The following is an 18101-nucleotide window of genomic DNA, read 5'->3' on the forward strand; positions in this document are numbered from 1 at the left end:
CGGATAGCTTCGCATCCTGGTCTGAACCTTCAACACTGGCGGCGCCCACTTACCAGGTCTACTTCGCTTTTGGGATGATCACATCAGTAATTTCAGTCAGTACAAGCTAGTGAGTCCACAGGGCTGACCCGCACGTGTTGGCTGCGATCTCACCGCTGAACAATATTTACCGCCGTCACGACCAGTGCCCGTTTCATGCTGATGGTTCACTCTATCAGTATGAGGACTGTGCCGATGAGCACGCCCAAGCCCGTTCCCGCCTCTGCAACGCTCCAGGAAATCCGCACGCATCTGTTTGAAATCGACCCCGGCCTGCGTGGCCAGACCTCGCAACCTGCGGTACTCCCCCCAGCGCTGGTGGCCCTGGAAAAACTCAACACGGATCTGGTCGCCGCTAACCAAGCGTTCCTGAAAAAGGCGCGCAGCTTGTACCAGGCTTTGGATCAAGCCGACCTCACTGATGACGCGGGCAAGGCCCTGCTGGCCGGGTTAAAGGCGGACCTCAACACACAACTGCACACTCTTGACGACAGCAGCACGGTGGACGGAGCAGGGCGGCGCAGCTATCTCACCTCGACGGCCGGTCTGGATGCGCTGGTGCAACAGGCCACGCTTGATGTGCGCGATTACCTGCTGTCCCCTGCCGAGCAGGGCATGATTGATGACTGCTCGCGAGGGCCGGCTTTTCGGCCCGGCATGTATGGGCTTACGTTCAGCTATCAGGGCAAGACCGTGGCATTCGCCGGGGCCTTTGTCCTCACGCGCCAAGCCAGCCCGGTGGTGAATAATCTGACCTCCGGGCAAGCGCTCGGCCAGGTGCTGTTGTTCACGCCCAACCGAGGCCTGGAGCCTTTCGACTCCTTGATGGAACTCGATCAGAGCCTCAAGGCGATGCTCGCCCGTTCGGCAGGCCGTGAAGAGTGGCTGCGCCATTTGCCGGTGCGTTACCAGGCGCTGGACGTTGTCGATATCTGGCCGCTGCACCTGCGACCGATCAGCAGCGAGCCGCTGTTCGAGCACGTTCATAACTGCCTGCTCGACAAACGACGCCAGGACATCGACCTGGCGTTGAGTGGGGTGCACAACCCAAAGCACGACGCGACGTTGTTGAAGGCCGCGCTGGATAACGCAATACAGGCGGCGCTCCCGGACCTCACGGCACGCCTGGCGTTCAGGCAGCAACGATTGCTCGAGCGCAGTTTGTACAGCAGCCTGCCTGACTGGTACCGCAGTGCAGGCCAGGCGGCGCAGGACACCTTGAGTAATTGTATCCAGGCGTATAACCAGGCCCGCAGCACCTTCCTCGATCTGCTGGGGCCTGCCGCTTCACCCCAGGACCTGGCCACTTATCAGTTGACCGAATACCTGGATGAGGAGCTGGAAGTTCATGACATGGACCTGCAGCGCCTGCTGATTACCACACGCCGTACTGTCGCCAATGTCGGCACTTACGAGCAGCAGCGGACCCTGGCACAGCTCAGCTATTGGGGACTGCACACTGGCGATGAGCAGCCCGGTTCGGACTTTCTGGCGCATTCATCCTTGGTCTATGACGGTGGCGCGCTGCAAGGTCGGCACGCCGAGCTCACTGCCCAGCGCGTGCTGGATATCATCCGCGAACTGGGTCGGCAACCGCGCCTGGACTTTGCCGTGCTGCAAAAAGAGATGCAGGTCAAACCTGAACTGAAACAGGCTGCCCGCGAGCTGTTTGACCAGCGCCTGGTGTTGCTCGCCTGGATCGCCCGTTTGCGGGGCGACTTGAGCGAGGCCGACCATCAGTTGTTCGAAAACCTGCGGGCAGGCACGCACCCGCGCCTGCGCGCCCAAACGGTACTGATACACGGCGCGCAATTGCGCGACCTGTGGCTGTTGCGCGAGGAAGACGCCGACGGCCAGACCCAGCGCTTGCTGCTGTGTACGCCGGGCGCTCCACGGGCGCAACAGTTCATGGCCTTTAGCAGTGAGCGCGCCTGCCAGACGCACATCATCGGTTGGGCCGATAAGGCCGGCCAGTCGAAGAGCCAGCCTTTGCGCGACTACGTGCTGGAACAATGCCCGGTGCGTTTTCGCCCGAAAATGACCACGTTTCTCTCCCGGTTGGGGTTCAAGCCCGACGCTAAGGAACACGAGGAAGTGACCTTTGGCCCGCTGTGCACCCACACCGCCTGCCTGGACGCCATGGTCACGCATGCGCAAAGCGCGGCCCAGGACGACTACGAATACAGCACGCCGTTGTGGTATCGCTCCGCCCCGGCAAGTGATCGAACCCGCTTGACCAGCTACGCCGAGGACGCCGCGGGTGCTTTGAGCACGTATAACGCCAGGTCCGACTCGGAAGCGAATTTCATCACCTTCGACGCCTTCGTGCACCAACAGGCCAAACTGAGCCTGAATGCACTGCTGGGACGCCGCCAGAACGATGTCGACCCGGACACCCTGTACGTCTCGGCGCCCTGGCCGCTGCTGGGCGGGATGCCGGCTGCGGTGACCTATACGCGCCTGTTTCGCGACGGCTACCCGGACAGCGTCGGTTTCATCGACCCGAAATTCTCCGCGGCGGCCACGTTCAGCGGGCCGACGGGTGTCGATTTGAGCCTTTTGACGCCGGAAAAGGTCGCGCGCTCGGTGACCGGTATCTGGATCGGTCAACGCTATGTCGATGAAGTCCGCGCAACGTTGCAAAGCGCCCACAGCCCCGGCTACACCGAACGGCGCAACGCCACGTTGGCGATCAACCAGTTGCAGATGAAATACGCGGCCCTGGAGTGCTGCCTGCGCGGCCATATCGCCCGCGCCGACCTGGCCTGGCTGGAGCGCGCCATCGACAGCCTGGGTGACACGCGGGTCGCGACCCGCAACACTTACAAGGTTCATCGACTGAGCATCGACGGCGAATGGATCATAGGCAATTACCTGTTCAGCCATGGTAATAACCCGGTGTTGCTCTACACCCCTAACGCACCCGACGGCGTCGCCGTGCGTGAGGCGAAGCTGTTCAACTACTGGCTGAAAAAAGTCGAGGGTGTGGCGGACTATCTCCATGGTCGGGTGACGGTCAAAGCCCGGGTACGGATCGCACAATTTCTGAACACGGCGCGCAAGGGGTTGCCCGAGACCATCAACCGCACGACACCGAGCCCCGCTCGTCATGACCCGATTGCCCATGCAACGCCCCTGACCGACCTGCGCCATGAGTTCTACAACATGGTGCTGCAGCGCAAGATCGACGATGTGGCCGCCACCACAGTCAATCGCACGGACATGATCATGGGCATTCTGTGGACCTGTGTGGAGCTGGTTACAGCCATCGCCACCATCCCGTTCCCGGTGCTGAGCATGGGCGTGGGCGGCTTGCTGGCGTTCAAGGATGCCATGCTCGCCATCAGCGCCTATCAGCAGGGCGACAAGAGCGGCGCCTTGAAACATTTCATCGGCTACTTGGCCAACCTGGGCGGCGCGGTGTTGTTTGATTTTCGCCCGGCGCTCAAAGGCCCGTTCTACGCGTTTCCCGTCAGGCCGCCGCTCAAGGCGACCCGGCAAGCCGAGCTGATCAAGGCGATTGAGCCGCGCCCGCCCGCTGACTTGCGCCCGGTGCTGTTCGACGGTGATCCATTCTGGGTGAACAGCACACCGGATGCACTGGGGCGCCATGTGCTGTATCGCCATGACCAGGTCACCGGGCAAGTCCATTCAACCGCACGGCTGGTCAACCAGACCGCCGACGGGCGATGGGTACGCTCGGGTGTGGCAGGAGGAGGGCGCCGCAAATACACGCTGCTGCACGAGGAGGTGGAGTCGCCGCTGGCCCGTTACGAGATGGCCTCCGAGCACGGCCATACCTTTCGGTCGGCGCTCGATGCCGATGCCATACAAGCGGTCGTTAACCACCCGGACCCTGTGGCAGGCTCCGCCGCACGCAATATGCTCTACGGTGATATGCGCAACCTGCATGACCGCTATACCCGGCAAGTGGCAACGCTGACCCAGGATGCCGAGGCGTTTTTCGCCTCACCGCCCGCCCGGCAGGCCCGCAGCGATCTACCCTCGCTGGCGCCGGATGCCAGCCCCTCTACCGTGCTGGCGACCCTGTTCCCGCTCAAGAAGGCGCTGATCATCGGTGCCGACAATGCCAGCCTTTCCAGCAAGCAACTACTCATCGAAGAGATGCAGGCACTGGCGGCCCAGGGCCTCAAGCGCGTGTACATCGAAAACCTGCCGGCGGATGTGTTCCGCACCAAACTCAGGATCATCAATGGCCAAGCCAAGGGCGACCTCGCCCATGCCTTGAAGCGGGTCGAGGATCATTTGGCGCGGGTCGATCAAGCCCTGGGCTGGGGCAAGGATGCGCCGTTCACGTTCCGCAAACTGCTGCTCGAAGCCCACAAGCACAAGGTGGCTGTCGACGGCGTGGATGCATCGACGTCCTACCATATGGAGCATGTGCTCAAGCTGTCCACGGGCGAGCGCTTTATCCCGCGTGCCAGCAACGTCAGGAACTTCTACACCCACAAGATGCTGGCGACTCGAGAGGCGAATGAAGGCTGGATTGCCCTGGTCGATCACAACCGCATAGGCAGCACCCCGCAGGTGCCGGGCCTGGCCGACCTGCAACAGGTGGTGGCGCTGCGGGTGGGCGATGTCGCGCCGAGCCAGGTGCTGAATGTTCTACCCGATACGTCCGCAGCGGCGCTGTCGCGGGGCGACTACCACCTGACCCTGGCTCAGGCCACGAAAACCGTAGACGCCCCAGGCCCTTCAACAGTGGCGCCCACACCGTCCCATTACACGGCTTTTGACCTGCCTGCGTCGTTCAAAAGCACCCTGGACGATATGGTGCGCACCCCCAGTGACCTGGACACCAGCAGCCGCTTCATCCAGGGCGGCCCGTACCGGGAGGCCTTTGTTGAGTTCAAGGCTACCCGTGAGCGTCTGGATGACACCGCCAGGGCGGCGTTCGCCAGCTACACACCGACGGCCCGCCCCGACTTCGCTGACCTTGCCGCTGTGGCCAGTGAAAAGGCGTTTATCCAGCAGGTCTACAAAACCAGGCTGGGCTTGGTCATCGGCGAAGCCCATGGTGACCTCTCCAGCAAGCGCTTCCTGAAAAACTACATGGCGTTATTGAAGGAGCAGGGCGTCAAGACGCTGTACATGGAGCACCTGCTCACTGACCTGCACCAGTTGGAGCTGGAGGCCTTTGAAAGCACGCTGACCATGCCGGACAACCTCAAGCGTTATCTCGCCAGGCAAGATGCCGGGCACATGCGCGGTTATAGCGGCGAAGACACCTACACCCAGGTGGTCAAGGCAGCGAACAAGCAGGGCATCCGGGTTCGCGCCCTGGATTGCACCGCCAGTTATCACCTCAAGGGCTTGGCCACCCCCAACGCCCGCACCCAGCTGTTCAACTACTTCGCCAATGAGGTCATCAAGGCTGACCAGGCGAGCGTTGGCCCGCATAAATGGGTGGCGCTGATCGGCGAGACCCACGCCGACCTGTACCACGGCGTTCCGGGCCTGGCGCGATTGCAGGATGCCGTCAGCCTGACGGTGCGCGATGTGGCTCCGGCCAACGCCCGCGCGTTGCACCCAGGGGCGTGGGAGCTGGTCGAGGGCGGTGCCGGCGCTCGCGGTGTAAGGGCCATGCGCAGTGATTTCAAAGTGGATGTGGGGATTGTCGGCAAATCCACGCCTCTGGTGCCTACCCAGCCTGATCGGGCCTGGCTGAGAAACGTCGATGACTTTCTCATCGAACAGCCCTCAGCCACCCAGGCCAATGTACTCCACCGTTCCGAGCATGGAGAGGCCGTTTCCACGCCGATTCAAATCGACGATCAGGGGCAGTTGTTTGTTGAGCTGTGGCCTTCGATGAAGGGCAAGCGGTTTCTCACCCTGGAACACCTGAGTGGCGCGCTGAAGGCCGAGGCCCACTTGTCCGCCGCCTCGGCGATGACAGTGCCGAGTAATCGGTTGCGCCAGGTCGGTGAGTTTTTGATCGAGCGACCACTGAAGGGGCAGGCGAACCTGTTCCATTACGCCAGCAGCGCAGAGGTGATCGCCTGCCCGATCAAAATGGACAATGTGGGCCAGTTCTATATCGAGAACTTTGCAGCGTTGCACGAACGGCGTTTCCTGCTGGTAGAGGACTTGATCGACACGCTCAAGAGCGAGTTGAGCATGACATTCGTCGGCGCTGCACCGCTGCCGGGTGCGCGCTTGAGAGAAAGTGGTGAGTTCCTGGTCGAACGGCTTCCCGCTGACCGATACCAGTTGCTGCACCGTTCCAGAGATGGCGAGATGGTCACCACCCCGATCCAGGTGGATGGCGAAGGGCAGTTGTTCATCGAGCGTTGGGACGATTTGAAAAGCTCGCGGTTCACCAGCCTGGGCCGACTGATCTTCGCGCTCAAACGACGCATGGGGATGTTGCCGGCGTTTTGAGCCCTGACGGGGCGCTGGTGGCGGCTTGGATGAACCTTCCAGCCTGACGGGGCTCACTTAACAGGTCGCACTGTCTTTTTGCTGGAAGGAATCTGCATGCACGCCACCTCGTCAACCGTCCCTGAGACGGCCCCCATAGCGCGCGAACTCAGCCTGCGCGCCGTCATCACCGGGGCCTTGCTCGGTATTTTGTTGACGCCTTCGAATGTGTACGCGGGCTTGAAGATTGGCTGGTCGTTCAATATGTCCATCATTGCTCTGCTGATCGGCTATGCCATTTGGCAGGGCCTGGCCCGTCGCTCTGTCACGCCGTGGACGCTGCATGAAAGCAATATCAACCAGACGGTCGCCTCGGCCGCCGCTTCGATCATTTCCGGTGGGTTGGTAGCGCCTATCCCGGCCTATACCTTGCTCACCGGTAACCAATTGGAGGCGATCCCGATGATCGCCTGGGTGTTTTCGGTGAGTTTCCTGGGCATCTGGATCGCCTGGTATTTGCGCCCTTCGTTGCTCAATGACCGGGCGCTGAAATTTCCCGAAGGCATGGCCACCCTGGAGACCTTGCTGCACATCTACAACCACGGCCGCGAGGCCGCGACCCGCCTGAAAGTGCTGCTCAGCGCCGCATTGGTGTCAGGAGTGGTCAAGTGGCTGGACACCTTTATATGGGCCTTGCCGCGCTGGTCTCCGAGTGCTCAGTGGGAGCGCCTCACATTCACCTCGGACCCGTCGCTGCTGTTGCTGGGGTTTGGCGGCATCATCGGCATTCGGGTGGGCCTGACGCTGTTGCTCGGCGCCCTGTTGGCCTGGGGCGGGGCGGGGCCGTGGCTATTGGCGCAAGGCTTGGTCAGCCTGCCGGCGGGCAGCAGTGGCCCGCAATTCGCGGCACTGGTGGAGTGGTTGCTGTGGCCAGGGGTGAGTTTGATGGTGTGTTCCACCTTGGCGTCCCTGGGGATTCGGTTATGGGCGTTGCACCGCTCTACCCGGGCCGACGGCGGTACGGCCTGGACGATACCCAAGCCTGGGCCTGCCGCCGGTTTTGCCTTGGCGATTGTGCTGGTGGTGAGCCTTCAGGCGATGCTGTTCGGCATCAGCCTGTGGATGGCGCTGCTGACCATCCCGCTGGCGATCTGCCTGGCCGCCGTGGCAGCGCGCGTGGTCGGCGCCACCGGTATTCCGCCGATTGGCGCCATCGGGCAATTGTCCCAACTGAGTTTTGGCATCGTCGCGCCGGGGCAGGTGCCCATCAACCTGATGAGCGCCAACACCGCCGGCGGTTCGGCCGGGCAATGCACGGACTTGATGAATGACTTCAAGGTGGGCAAGGCGATTGGCGCCACGCCGCACAAGCAGGTGATTGCCCAGGTGCTGGGGATCTTCATCGGCAGCATTGTCGGCGTATTCGCCTACCTGGCGCTGATTCCCGACCCGCAAACCATGTTGCTGACCGAAGAGTGGCCGGCCCCCGCCGTCGCCACCTGGAAAGCCGTGGCGCAAACCCTGACCCATGGCTTGGATTCACTGTCGCCGAGCATTCGCTGGGCTATCGCCATCGCAGGTTTTATCGGCGTGGTGCTGGGCGTGCTCGACAGCACACTGCCCGCGCGCCGCAGCCGCTACCTGCCAAGCGCCGCCGCCTTGGGGTTGGCGTTTGTACTGCCCGCTTCGGTCTCGCTGATGATGGCGCTGGGCGCGGTGCTCACCTGGTGCGTGAGCTGCCGCTGGCCGAATGTGACGCAGCGCTTTGCGATTACCGCGGCGGCCGGGTTGATTGCCGGTGAGAGCATCACCGGCGTGGGTGCTTCGCTGTGGCAGATGATCCGTTAAGCGGGCCGTCAAACCAGGCAGCGCTGCTGTGTCAGCGGCCTATCTACTTGGCAAACGCATACTCGCCGCCTTGCTCCACCGCCTTGCGATACGCCGGCCGGGCCTGGAACCGCTGTACCCAGGCGGCCAGGTTCGGGTATGTCGGCAACTTGCCCTGGGCCTTGGCAATTTCGCCGATAAAACTCATCTGGATATCCGCACCGCTCAGTTCCTCACCCAACAGGTAGGGGGCTTGGCCCAATGCGTTGTCCAGGTAACCCAGGTAATTGGTAACTTCCGAGTCGATACGTGGATGCAACGGCGCACCGGCTTCACCCAGGCGCCCGACATAGAGGTTGAGCATCAGCGGCAGCATGGCCGAGCCTTCAGCGAAGTGCAGCCATTGCACGTACTGGTCGTAGGTGGCTGTTGACGGGTCTGGCTGCAGGCGGCCCGCGCCGTGACGGCGGATCAGGTAATCGACGATGGCGCCGGACTCGATCACCACGTTGGCGTCGTCTTCGATCACCGGCGACTTGCCCAACGCATTGATCGCCTTGAGCTCAGGCGGCGCGAGGTTGGTTTTCGGGTCGCGCTGGTAACGCTTGATCTCGTAAGGCAGGCCGAGTTCTTCGAGCAGCCAGAGAATGCGCTGCGAGCGTGAGTTATTGAGGTGGTGGACGATGATCATGGGTGGCTCCGCTGAGCATAGGGGTACAGCAACAGACTATGGGGTAACTGCAGAGTGCCATTGAACGGCCTATTTGTGGCGATCACTGTGCGTAGGCCTTCTTGATGCCCGGTCTGCCACCAGGGCGGATGTCGATATCAGACACGATGATGGCGTAATCAGGCTCTTGTGCCTGGCCTCGGGCACTTAAGGTGAGGGTCATTGGCCGCCCGAGAACAACAAAAACAATGACTAGCCTCAACTGCAATGACTCCAACGGTCAGCTGGCGCAGGGCTTCAAGCCGCGCCATGTGACCATGTTGTCCATCGCCGGGATCATCGGCGCGGGGTTGTTTGTCGGCTCCGGACATGCCATCGCCGCCGCGGGGCCAGCGGTGTTGCTGGCTTATCTGTTTTCCGGCCTGTTGGTGGTGCTGGTCATGCGCATGCTGGGGGAAATGGCGGTGGCGCGCCCGGACACCGGCTCGTTCTCCACCTACGCCGACCAGGCCATCGGTCCTTGGGCGGGGTTCACCATCGGCTGGTTGTACTGGTGGTTCTGGGTGCTGGTCATTCCCATTGAGGCGTTGGCTGCCGGGCATGTGCTCAATCAGTGGTTCCCTCAGGTGGATGCGTGGCTGTTTGCGTTGATCTCAATCGTTTTGCTGGTGATCACCAATCTGTTCAGCGTGGCCAAGTACGGCGAATTCGAATTCTGGTTCGCCATGGCCAAGGTGATTGCCATCGTCGGCTTTATCGGCCTGGGCTTCAGCGTACTCATGGGCTGGATTCCTGATCGTGAAGCCAGTGGTTTGAGCCGCCTGATGGAGGAACACGGCGGGTTTGCCCCCAACGGCCTGTCGGCAGTGGTGGGCGCGTTCATTACCATCATGTTCAGCTTCATCGGCACTGAGGCGGTGACCATCGCCGCCGCGGAATCGAGCAACCCGGCGCAGAACATCGCCAAGGCCACGCGCTCGGTGATCTGGCGCATTGGCGTGTTCTACCTGCTGTCGATCTCCGTCGTGATTTCCGTGGTGCCCTGGAACGACCCGCTGCTGGCGTCCGTGGGCTCCTATCAGCGCGCACTGGAGCTGATGAACATCCCCAACGCCAAGTTCATGGTCGATGTGGTGGTGCTGATCGCGGTAGCCAGTTGCATGAACTCCTCGATCTATATTTCTTCGCGCATGTTGTTCTCCCTCGGCAAGCGCGGCGATGCGCCAGCGGCGCTTAAAATCACCTCGAAGGCGGGCGTGCCACGAGCGGCGGTGATCGCCAGCACCATCATCGGCGCGGGCGTTACGTTGCTGAGCTACTTCATGCCTGCCGGTCTGTTCCAGTTCCTGCTCGCCAGCTCCGGGGCGATTGCGTTGTTGGTGTACCTGGTGATCGCTATCTCGCAACTGCGCATGCGTCGGTTGCTGGTGCGGCAAAAGGTTGAGCTGACCTTTCGCATGTGGCTGTTTCCCTGGCTGACTTACCTGGTAATCGTGTTCATCTGCCTGGCGCTTGGGGTGATGATGGTGACGCCGGAACATCGCACCGAAGTGTCCTCGACCATTGGCCTGGCGTTAGTGATTTCCTTTATCGGCCTGGTCACGGCGCGTCAGCACAACCGGGCGGTCAAGTCCGTTGCGCTGGAACAAGCCTGAGCCAATCCCCTGTGGGCGCTGTCGAGCTTTAGCGAGGCTGCGAAAGCGGTGGTCCAGGCGCTGAAGAGGTTGACTGTACCGCCGCCATCGCAGCCTCGCTGGGACTCGACAGCTCCCACATTTGGGCTGCGTTGCTGTAGAGAATTGCGCCCGTCGCGATGGCCCTGCAGAGCGAGATCAGCCCAGCACCACCGGTCCCCTGTGGGAGCTGTCGAGCTTTAGCGAGGCTGCGAAAGCGGTGGTTCGGGCAATGAAGAGGTTGACTCTACCGCCGCCATCGCAGCCTCTGCTGGGCTCGAGGTTCAAATCCACCGATCATTTTCAGCCGTACGTTCCCCACCTTCGTGCCCGGTGTTCAATATGCCCCGTGGCTCAATCATCATCAACTTGGCCTCTCCCTCGGCCGCCGTCCTGTGCTCAATGCCACGCGGCACCACATACAACTCACCCGGCTTCACATACACCGGGCCATCCGGCAGGTCGATACGCAGCGCGCCTTCAAGCACCAGGAACGCTTCATCGGTTTCGGGGTGTGAATGCCAAATGAATTCGCCCTCGATGCGCACCACCTTGAACTGGTAGTCGTTCATTTCGGCAACCACCCTCGGGCTCCATTGCTGGTCGATGAGCGAGGCTTTGTGCGCGAGGTTTATCGGTTGGGCGGGTTGCTGTAGGTGAGTCATGCTGAGCCTTCCTGTCGGTGAGAAGGCCAGACTATCCGCGCGACAGGCCAGAGGCTTGTATGAACCTGCAAGGGTGCTGGGTAGCCAAATGCCGCGTGCGCCGGAGGGGGGGGTAGCGGGAGTTTGGCGATCCGCTAACGAGTTTTGGATTACGCAAGGTTTTGCGAGAAAAATTGTAATGAAGTTTTATTCGGCTATTCATACAAAAAACTTGTTCTCCCGTACGAACTGACAGTTAAGTGTGTAGGACGTTGAATTAATTTCAACTTGAAAACAATAATTTTCCCTGTTTGTTGTAGGAGTAAGAGTATCAAACACGATATTTCGCTTGGTCAAATAATTGCCTATCCGAAATGGCTGCTCAATGATGTAGGAAATTTCCTTGTGTGTTGTAATCCTTTGATGTCGCCAGGCGAGACACTTCGGATGTTTGAATATGTATGACGTCTTGATCTTTTTTAAAACTCAATGCAATACTCTTTAAACATTAGGTTTAATCAGCATTCTTGCAGGCTCTCCTCAGGCAAAAAAATGACGGGACGCGCTGCCTTTTCTATGTGGAATGCCTGAATTGAGCGTCTCCAGCGATGGCTGCCGGTGTCTCAGGTTGAACAGAGGATTTGAGCGCGCGCAAAAACCGTCACAGTAGACGCACATGCCTGATTTCACTTGAAAGTACTTTGAACGTTACCTCTTTTACTCATGGCTATGAGGGCGCAGCAACGTCAGCAATAGCTTCTATTGTCGATGCGATACATAACGTTGTAGTCCTGCTAACGGAAATTTAATGGCGGCCGGGTCAAGGTTGTGCCAACTGTCACGGAGACTTGCATATGCTTAATGAACTGCGCACCTCGCATGGCGTGGTCACCGGCTTTAAACGTTTGTCTGGCTCCCTCGACGATGCCCGCTACAAAATCACCCTCGAAAAACCGCGTGTGGCCTTGCTCGATCGCGGCCAACAATTTCGTATCAATCAACACGAATCGGTGCCACAGATCGTCGAAAGCATCCTGTGTAACTCCCGCGACGAACGACTGAACATCGACGTGGTGGTCGAGGTGGCTACAGATTGGGTTGACGGGGTGACCTATCACCACAACGGGGACCCCGCCTGTCAATTGATAGCGTTCACAATTGTTCGCAGGACATGTACTCACCCCCGCGATAGCGTCAACCCTTTACCTATCGCGTCGCCATGGAGGCCTGAACATGCTCAATGAACTGCGCACCTTCTTCGACCACAGCCGGCACAAACTCACGGTTCGCAACGTGGATGCGGTACTCGACGTGCTGGCCTTCGAAGGCCACGAAGGCCTGAGCCAGCCGTTCAACTACCGCGTCGAATTCACCAGCCTCGAGGGTGACATCGGCGCCGACAGCGTGCTGGGCAAAGACGCCAACTTCAGCCTGCACGGCCCCGGCCTGAGCCCCGACATGGCCGCGCTCAAAGCCGTGGGCATTGAGGTGCCCCCGGTCAAGCCACTGCGCACCCTGCACGGCGTGGTCACCGGCTTCAAACGCCTGTCCGGCTCCCTCGACGAAGCCCGCTACGAAATCACCCTGGAACCGCGGCTGGCCTTGCTGGCTCGCGGCAAACAATTTCGTATCTACCAACACCAATCGGTGCCGCAGATCGTCGAAAGCATCCTGCGCAGCCGCCACGACTTCGAAGGCCAGGATTTTCTCTTCAACCTGGTACGCGAATACCCCAAGCGCGAACAGGTCATGCAATACGGCGAAAGCGACCTGGCCTTCATCTCGCGCCTGCTGGCCGAGGTGGGCATCTGGTACCGCTTCACCCGCGACGAACGCCTGAACATCGACGTGGTGGAATTCCACGACGACCAACGCCACTACCAGTTCGACGTGCAACTGCCATACCGCCCGCAATCCGGCCTGAACAGCAGCGGCCAGGACGGCGTATGGCGCCTGCAATCGAACCACAAGGTGGTGGAACAACACGTCAACATCCGCGCCTACCACCACCGCGTGGCCAACGCCTATCTCGACGGCGACATTGACCAAAGCCGTGGCGCCAAAGGCACCTACGGCGAGGCCTACCACTACGCCGAACCCTACAACGTCATCGGCGACCGCTACGACCAGGACGAAGACCTGCAAAGTGAAAGCGGCTACTTCTACGCACGCCTGCGCCACGAACGCTACCTCAACGGCCAGACCCAACTCAGCGGCATCAGCAGCAGCCCCAGCCTGACCCCGGGCCAGGTCCTGAAAATCTCCGGCGGCGCACCCAATGCCTTCACCCCCGGCGCAGTCATCACCCAAGTCACCACCCACGCCGCCCGCGACCGCAGTTTTGAAGCCAGCTTCCAGGCCATCCCGTACTCGGAAACCGTGTGCTTTCGCCCGACGCTGCTGCCCAAACCGCAAATCGCCGGCACTGTCCCGGCCCGCGTCACCAGCCCAAAAGAGCACGACCCCTACGGCCACATCGACCTCGAAGGCCGCTACAAAGTCCACTTCCTGTTCGACCGCGACACCTGGAAACCCGGCCAGGAAAGCCTCTGGCTACGCCTGGCCCGGCCCTACGCTGGCGACACCCACGGCCTGCACCTGCCACTGCTGGCCGGCACCGAAGTCGCCATCGCCTTCGAACAGGGCGACCCCGACCGGCCTTATATCGCCCACGCATTGCACGACAGCCAACACGTCGACCACGTGACGTTGGGTAAACGCGACTACACGCGCAACGTGCTGCGCACGCCAGCCAACAATAAGCTGCGCATGGAAGACTTGCGCGGGCAGGAGCACGTCAAGCTCAGTACTGAACACAGTGGCAAGAGCCAACTCAACCTTGGGCACCTAGTCGATGCTCAGAAGCAAAAACGCGGCGAAGGCTTTGAACTGCGCACCGATGGTTGGGGTGCGATTCGGGGTGGGAAAGGGATGTTTATCAGTGCTGACGTGCAGCCTCGCGCAAACGGCCAGATGTTGGAAATGAGTGCTGCGTTGGGCCATTTGCAACAGGCTGCGGATCAATTGGATGGGCTGTCCACCGATGCCCAGGCTGCCAAGGCCGATCCGGCCGATGTGCAGGCGCAATTGACGTTGATGCGTGACCAGCTCGATCAACTCAAAGCCTCGGTCTTATTACTCAGTGCTCCGCAGGGCATTGCCTTGACCAGCGGTAAACACTTGCAGTTGGCGGCGCAAAACAACCTGATGCTCAACGCCGGTGGCGAGGCGGATATCAGCGTGATCAAGCGCCTGTTTATCGGCGTGGGGCAAGGGGTGAGCCTGTTCGTGCGCAAGCTGGGTATCAAGCTGATTGCCAACCAGGGGGCGGTCAATATCCAGGCACAGAACGATACCCTGGAACTGATGGCTCGCCAGGGTTTGGAGATCATCAGCACCGAAGATGAAATTCGCATCGTCGCGAAAAAGAAAATCACCCTGAACGCGGGCGGCAGCTACATCACCCTGGATCAGAGCTGCATCGAGTCCGGTACCCTGGGGGATTACAACGTTAAGTCGGCGCACTTTGACTACCTGGGGCCGGCGAGCATGACGGCCACGCATCCGGAATATCCACAGAGTCTATCCAAACAGCCGTTGCGCTTCAGTGTGCCGCAAGCCCCCAACGCATCCAGTCAAAGCTGGAAAGGTATGCCTTATGCCCTCTACGCCGAAAACGGGTTGCTTAAGCAAGGCGTGATGGACGACAGCGGGCAAGTGTTAATCGACCATCAGGTTGTGACAACGGACTATCGGTTGGTCATGGCCAATGGCGTAGTTTTCAATATTCCGGTGCCCACGCAGTACCGTGATACCGAGCAGGCGCAGATGGCCAATCGTGGCGTGCACAACCATCAATCGCAGGCCAACCCTGAAGTGAGTCAGCCCATCTCACACAAAGATCACCGCACCCTGTACACAGCAATGATGAATGGGCCCACTCACACGCAAGAGAAAACTCAATAATGCCTCCAGACTTTGTATCGCCCGTTGCTCTGCAGCATACGCAGGAGGTGACCTGCACCCCACCCTGGTACGTCCAGGACACCGAGTACCCGCCGGCAGCAGCCAGTTATCAGCCGTTGGTCAACGGCGAGGTGGCTTTCAAGGCCGTGTACCTGGCCATCGCCAGCGCTAAAAAAAGCATCGAGATTCTCTGTTGGGGCTTCCAGCCCTCGATGTACTTCATCCGCGACGGCAAGACGGGCCTGCGCATCGGCGAACTGCTGATGAACAAGGCAAAAGAAGGTGTCGAGGTGCGTGTGCTGGGCTGGGAGATGCCGTTCAATAGCGCGGGCGTGGCGGACGAGGCCAATCTGCCCGGCAAAGGCCCGATCAGCATCGCAGACCGCGCTGGCCAGAGTGCCACGCAAGATCAGTATGCTTATGATCGCGAGTGGTTTGCCACCTGTGCGGTTCCCGACAATATGGTCGCGCTTCGGGCGAAGCGCAGCATTCCGGTATTTGTCGGGCGTGGCTTCAGCAGGGAAGAAAGGGTCGAAATTGCGTTTCTGGCGAAACACACAAGTCTCGATCGACAGCTCAGCCTGAAAACGATCGGCGCGCTGGCAGCGACAGCATCCCACCATCAAAAGACCGTTCTGGTCGACTTCGAACTCACAGATCAGGCTGTTGGCTTCGTCATGGGCCACAACATGCTCGACGAGTACTGGGACACAGACGCGCATTCCGCGCTGAACCGCACCGAGAACACCAAGCCCGCGCCCGATGCCGGGCCGCGCGGGAATACCCCACGCCAGGACATCTCCAGCCAGGTCAGCGGGCCGATCGTCGAACACTTGCACCATAACTTCGCCACGGCCTGGCGCAAGGAAACCGGCGAAGATCTACTCGTCTCGCGCCAGGCCAAGGAAGTAGGGCCGCAGTTATGTACCCTCGGCCTGCCGCAGGTGGCCCAGATCCTGCGCACCCAGCCGCAAGAAGGCAAACGCGATATCGAGCAGCTTTACTTGCAGGCGATTAACAATGCGACCCAGTTTATCTACATCGAAAACCAGTACTTTCGCTGGCCGCCCCTGGCCGAATTCATCAAGGCGGTTGCCTCCAGCCAGGCCAGGGCAGGGCGCGACCCCGCCCTGCATGGCAGCTTGCACCTGTTTGTGATCACCAACGCCACGGATGACGGGATGGGCAAGGGCACGGTGAACACCCAGCGCATGCTCGAAAGCCTCGGGCGCGGCGAGACCATTCCGGAGCTCACCAAGTTACGGCGCATTGAACAGGCGAAAGCCCAATCGGCGGCGGCGGAGCCGGACCTGGGGGATCTCCTTGCGCAAAAGGCCCTGGTCACGTTGACGAGCATCACCGACAGCCTGGGTGGCGGCCATGCGAGCGATAAAGCCAGGGAAGCCCAAGAGGAGACCGCCAGAAACAATCGCCTGCGGCTCGCTGACCTCAATGACCGGATCAAAGCGATCGAGGAGAGCCCGGTCAAACTTCAGACCTTCCCCAACCTGAAAGTCCATGTGTGCTCGCTGGTGGCGCCTGACTCACCGGCCGGCAAGCCGTGGATGCCGGTGTATATCCATTCCAAGTTGATGATTGTGAATGATGTGTTCACCACCCATGGTTCGGCCAATATCAACACCCGGAGCATGCAGGTCGACAGTGAACTGAATATTGCTCATGACTGGGCGAGCGTGACGAAGGCGTTACGGCGGCAGTTGTGGAGTCTGCATACGGCGATGGAGGAGCCGTTGGATGATCCGGCGGGGGCGTTCAAGGCTTGGAAAAGGATCATCAGACGCAACAAACGGCGCCAAAATACGAGGAAGGGGCCCTGCGCCCCGCTTGTCGAATTTTATTACGACAAAACCACCATGATGGATCTCGACTGATGCGCCGAGTCCTCTTGCTGTCAAGCCTGCTGCTGGCCGCCTGTGATACTGGTGGCGCCCCAACCCATCCGACCAAGGACGTCCATGTGAACCCGCTCACCGAGATCAAAGCCCAACTGGCCTTCACCTGCGCGCATGAACAGATCCCAGCGCCGTCCGCCGAGACTGATGTGCTTTTCCAATACGCCCGCTGGTTGCAGAAGAACAACCAACTCAAGCAAGACAAAAGCGTCGACGCCGAGATCGAGCGACTGTATCGCATCGCAGCCGAAAACGGTCATTACAAGGCCAATATCAACTTGCAGAACGGCGCCATGCGCGGCAGCTTCACGCTCAGTGGCGAAACCTACCTGCGTATGAGCCAGCAACTGATCGACGCGGGCGTAGCGACAGGCTATTACTTCGTGGGAGTCTTTTTGCAGCAGGGAGCCGCCGGGCTGAAACAGGATCCGGAAATGGCGCTACGCTACTACCGCAAGGCTGCCGATCAGGGGAGCGCACAAGCCCAGTACTATGTCGGCGACAAACTTGAGCCGAGTGATATTGCCCCCGACATTGCGCTCCAAATGTATCGTTGTGCTGCCCAGCAGGGCCATGGTGAGGCGGCCCTCGCGTTGGGTGTTTATCTTCAAGATGAGCAGCGTTACAAGGAGGCACTTGAAGCATTCCAACTTGGCGTAGCCGCAGGAGAGGAAGGCTCCGCTTCTTTTTTGGAAGAAGGCTTTCGTAACCCTCCTCCCTCCGATCAACTGAACTACCTCGGCCAACAAGAAGACCTGGAGCGAGCCGAGCGGTATGAGAAAATCGGAACACTACTGTCGAACGCGTCCTACGCCAACCCAAAAGTCCCCGAAATCAATGAAATCCTCCCCCTACCACCGGCCAAACTGCCGGCCTGGGACGGCAAGCTGCAATGGGTGGAGGCACGCCAGGCCAACGTCCCGCCACCCAAGCCCTCCGAAGCCTTGATTGAGCAACTGGCCAAGGCCAAAGTCCTCGAGCCGGCAAC

Annotated in this window: 8 protein-coding genes and 1 pseudogene; 7 read left to right on the forward strand and 2 right to left on the reverse strand. The window is 60.3% G+C overall.

Features of this window, described 5'->3' with window-relative positions; translation table 11 throughout:
• The first annotated feature begins 234 nt into the window (after positions 1-234).
• Complete coding sequence (locus tag DK871_RS10705; protein WP_161904994.1) at positions 235-6441, forward strand: membrane-targeted effector domain-containing toxin; 6207 nt, start codon at positions 235-237, stop codon at positions 6439-6441.
• Between the two features lie 96 nt (positions 6442-6537).
• Positions 6538-8268, forward strand: coding sequence for an OPT family oligopeptide transporter (locus DK871_RS10710; protein WP_161904995.1), 1731 nt, complete (start codon positions 6538-6540; stop codon positions 8266-8268).
• A 43-nt stretch (positions 8269-8311) separates the two neighbouring features.
• On the opposite strand, the gene DK871_RS10715 is transcribed toward DK871_RS10710, so the two are convergent.
• Positions 8312-8938 (reverse strand): glutathione S-transferase family protein, encoded by a 627-nt coding sequence (locus DK871_RS10715; protein WP_161904996.1) that lies wholly within the window; start codon positions 8936-8938, stop codon positions 8312-8314.
• Between the two features lie 227 nt (positions 8939-9165).
• Between DK871_RS10715 and DK871_RS10720 the strand changes: the two genes are divergently transcribed.
• A complete protein-coding gene (locus DK871_RS10720; protein WP_161904997.1) occupies positions 9166-10572 on the forward strand; it encodes an amino acid permease in 1407 nt (468 codons plus the stop codon).
• A 302-nt stretch (positions 10573-10874) separates the two neighbouring features.
• Here DK871_RS10720 and DK871_RS10725 read toward each other — a convergent pair whose 3' ends face one another.
• Positions 10875-11255, reverse strand: a complete 381-nt coding sequence (locus tag DK871_RS10725) for a cupin domain-containing protein (protein WP_161904998.1) — start codon at positions 11253-11255, stop codon at positions 10875-10877.
• Between the two features lie 845 nt (positions 11256-12100).
• Between DK871_RS10725 and DK871_RS29665 the strand changes: the two are divergent.
• The 4 genes and pseudogenes from DK871_RS29665 to DK871_RS10745 form a co-directional block, all read left to right on the forward strand.
• A pseudogene (locus DK871_RS29665) lies at positions 12101-12292 on the forward strand (contractile injection system protein, VgrG/Pvc8 family); the annotation flags it as partial.
• Between the two features lie 175 nt (positions 12293-12467).
• Entirely contained in the window at positions 12468-15200 is a 2733-nt protein-coding gene (locus DK871_RS10735) for a type VI secretion system Vgr family protein (RefSeq protein ID WP_161904999.1), read from the forward strand.
• On the forward strand, positions 15200-17092 hold the full coding sequence (locus DK871_RS10740; protein WP_161905000.1) for a phosphatidylserine/phosphatidylglycerophosphate/cardiolipin synthase family protein: 1893 nt from the start codon (positions 15200-15202) through the stop codon (positions 17090-17092). Before DK871_RS10735 ends, DK871_RS10740 begins: the two co-directional genes overlap by 1 nt.
• The coding region (locus DK871_RS10745; protein ID WP_161905001.1) for a DUF6396 domain-containing protein at positions 17092-18101 on the forward strand (1010 nt) is incomplete at its 3' end. The genes DK871_RS10740 and DK871_RS10745, both read left to right, overlap by 1 nt.

The sequence above is a fragment of the Pseudomonas sp. L13 genome (genome assembly GCF_009935965.1).
In the GTDB taxonomy this organism is placed as follows: Bacteria; Pseudomonadota; Gammaproteobacteria; order Pseudomonadales; family Pseudomonadaceae; genus Aquipseudomonas; species Aquipseudomonas lactis.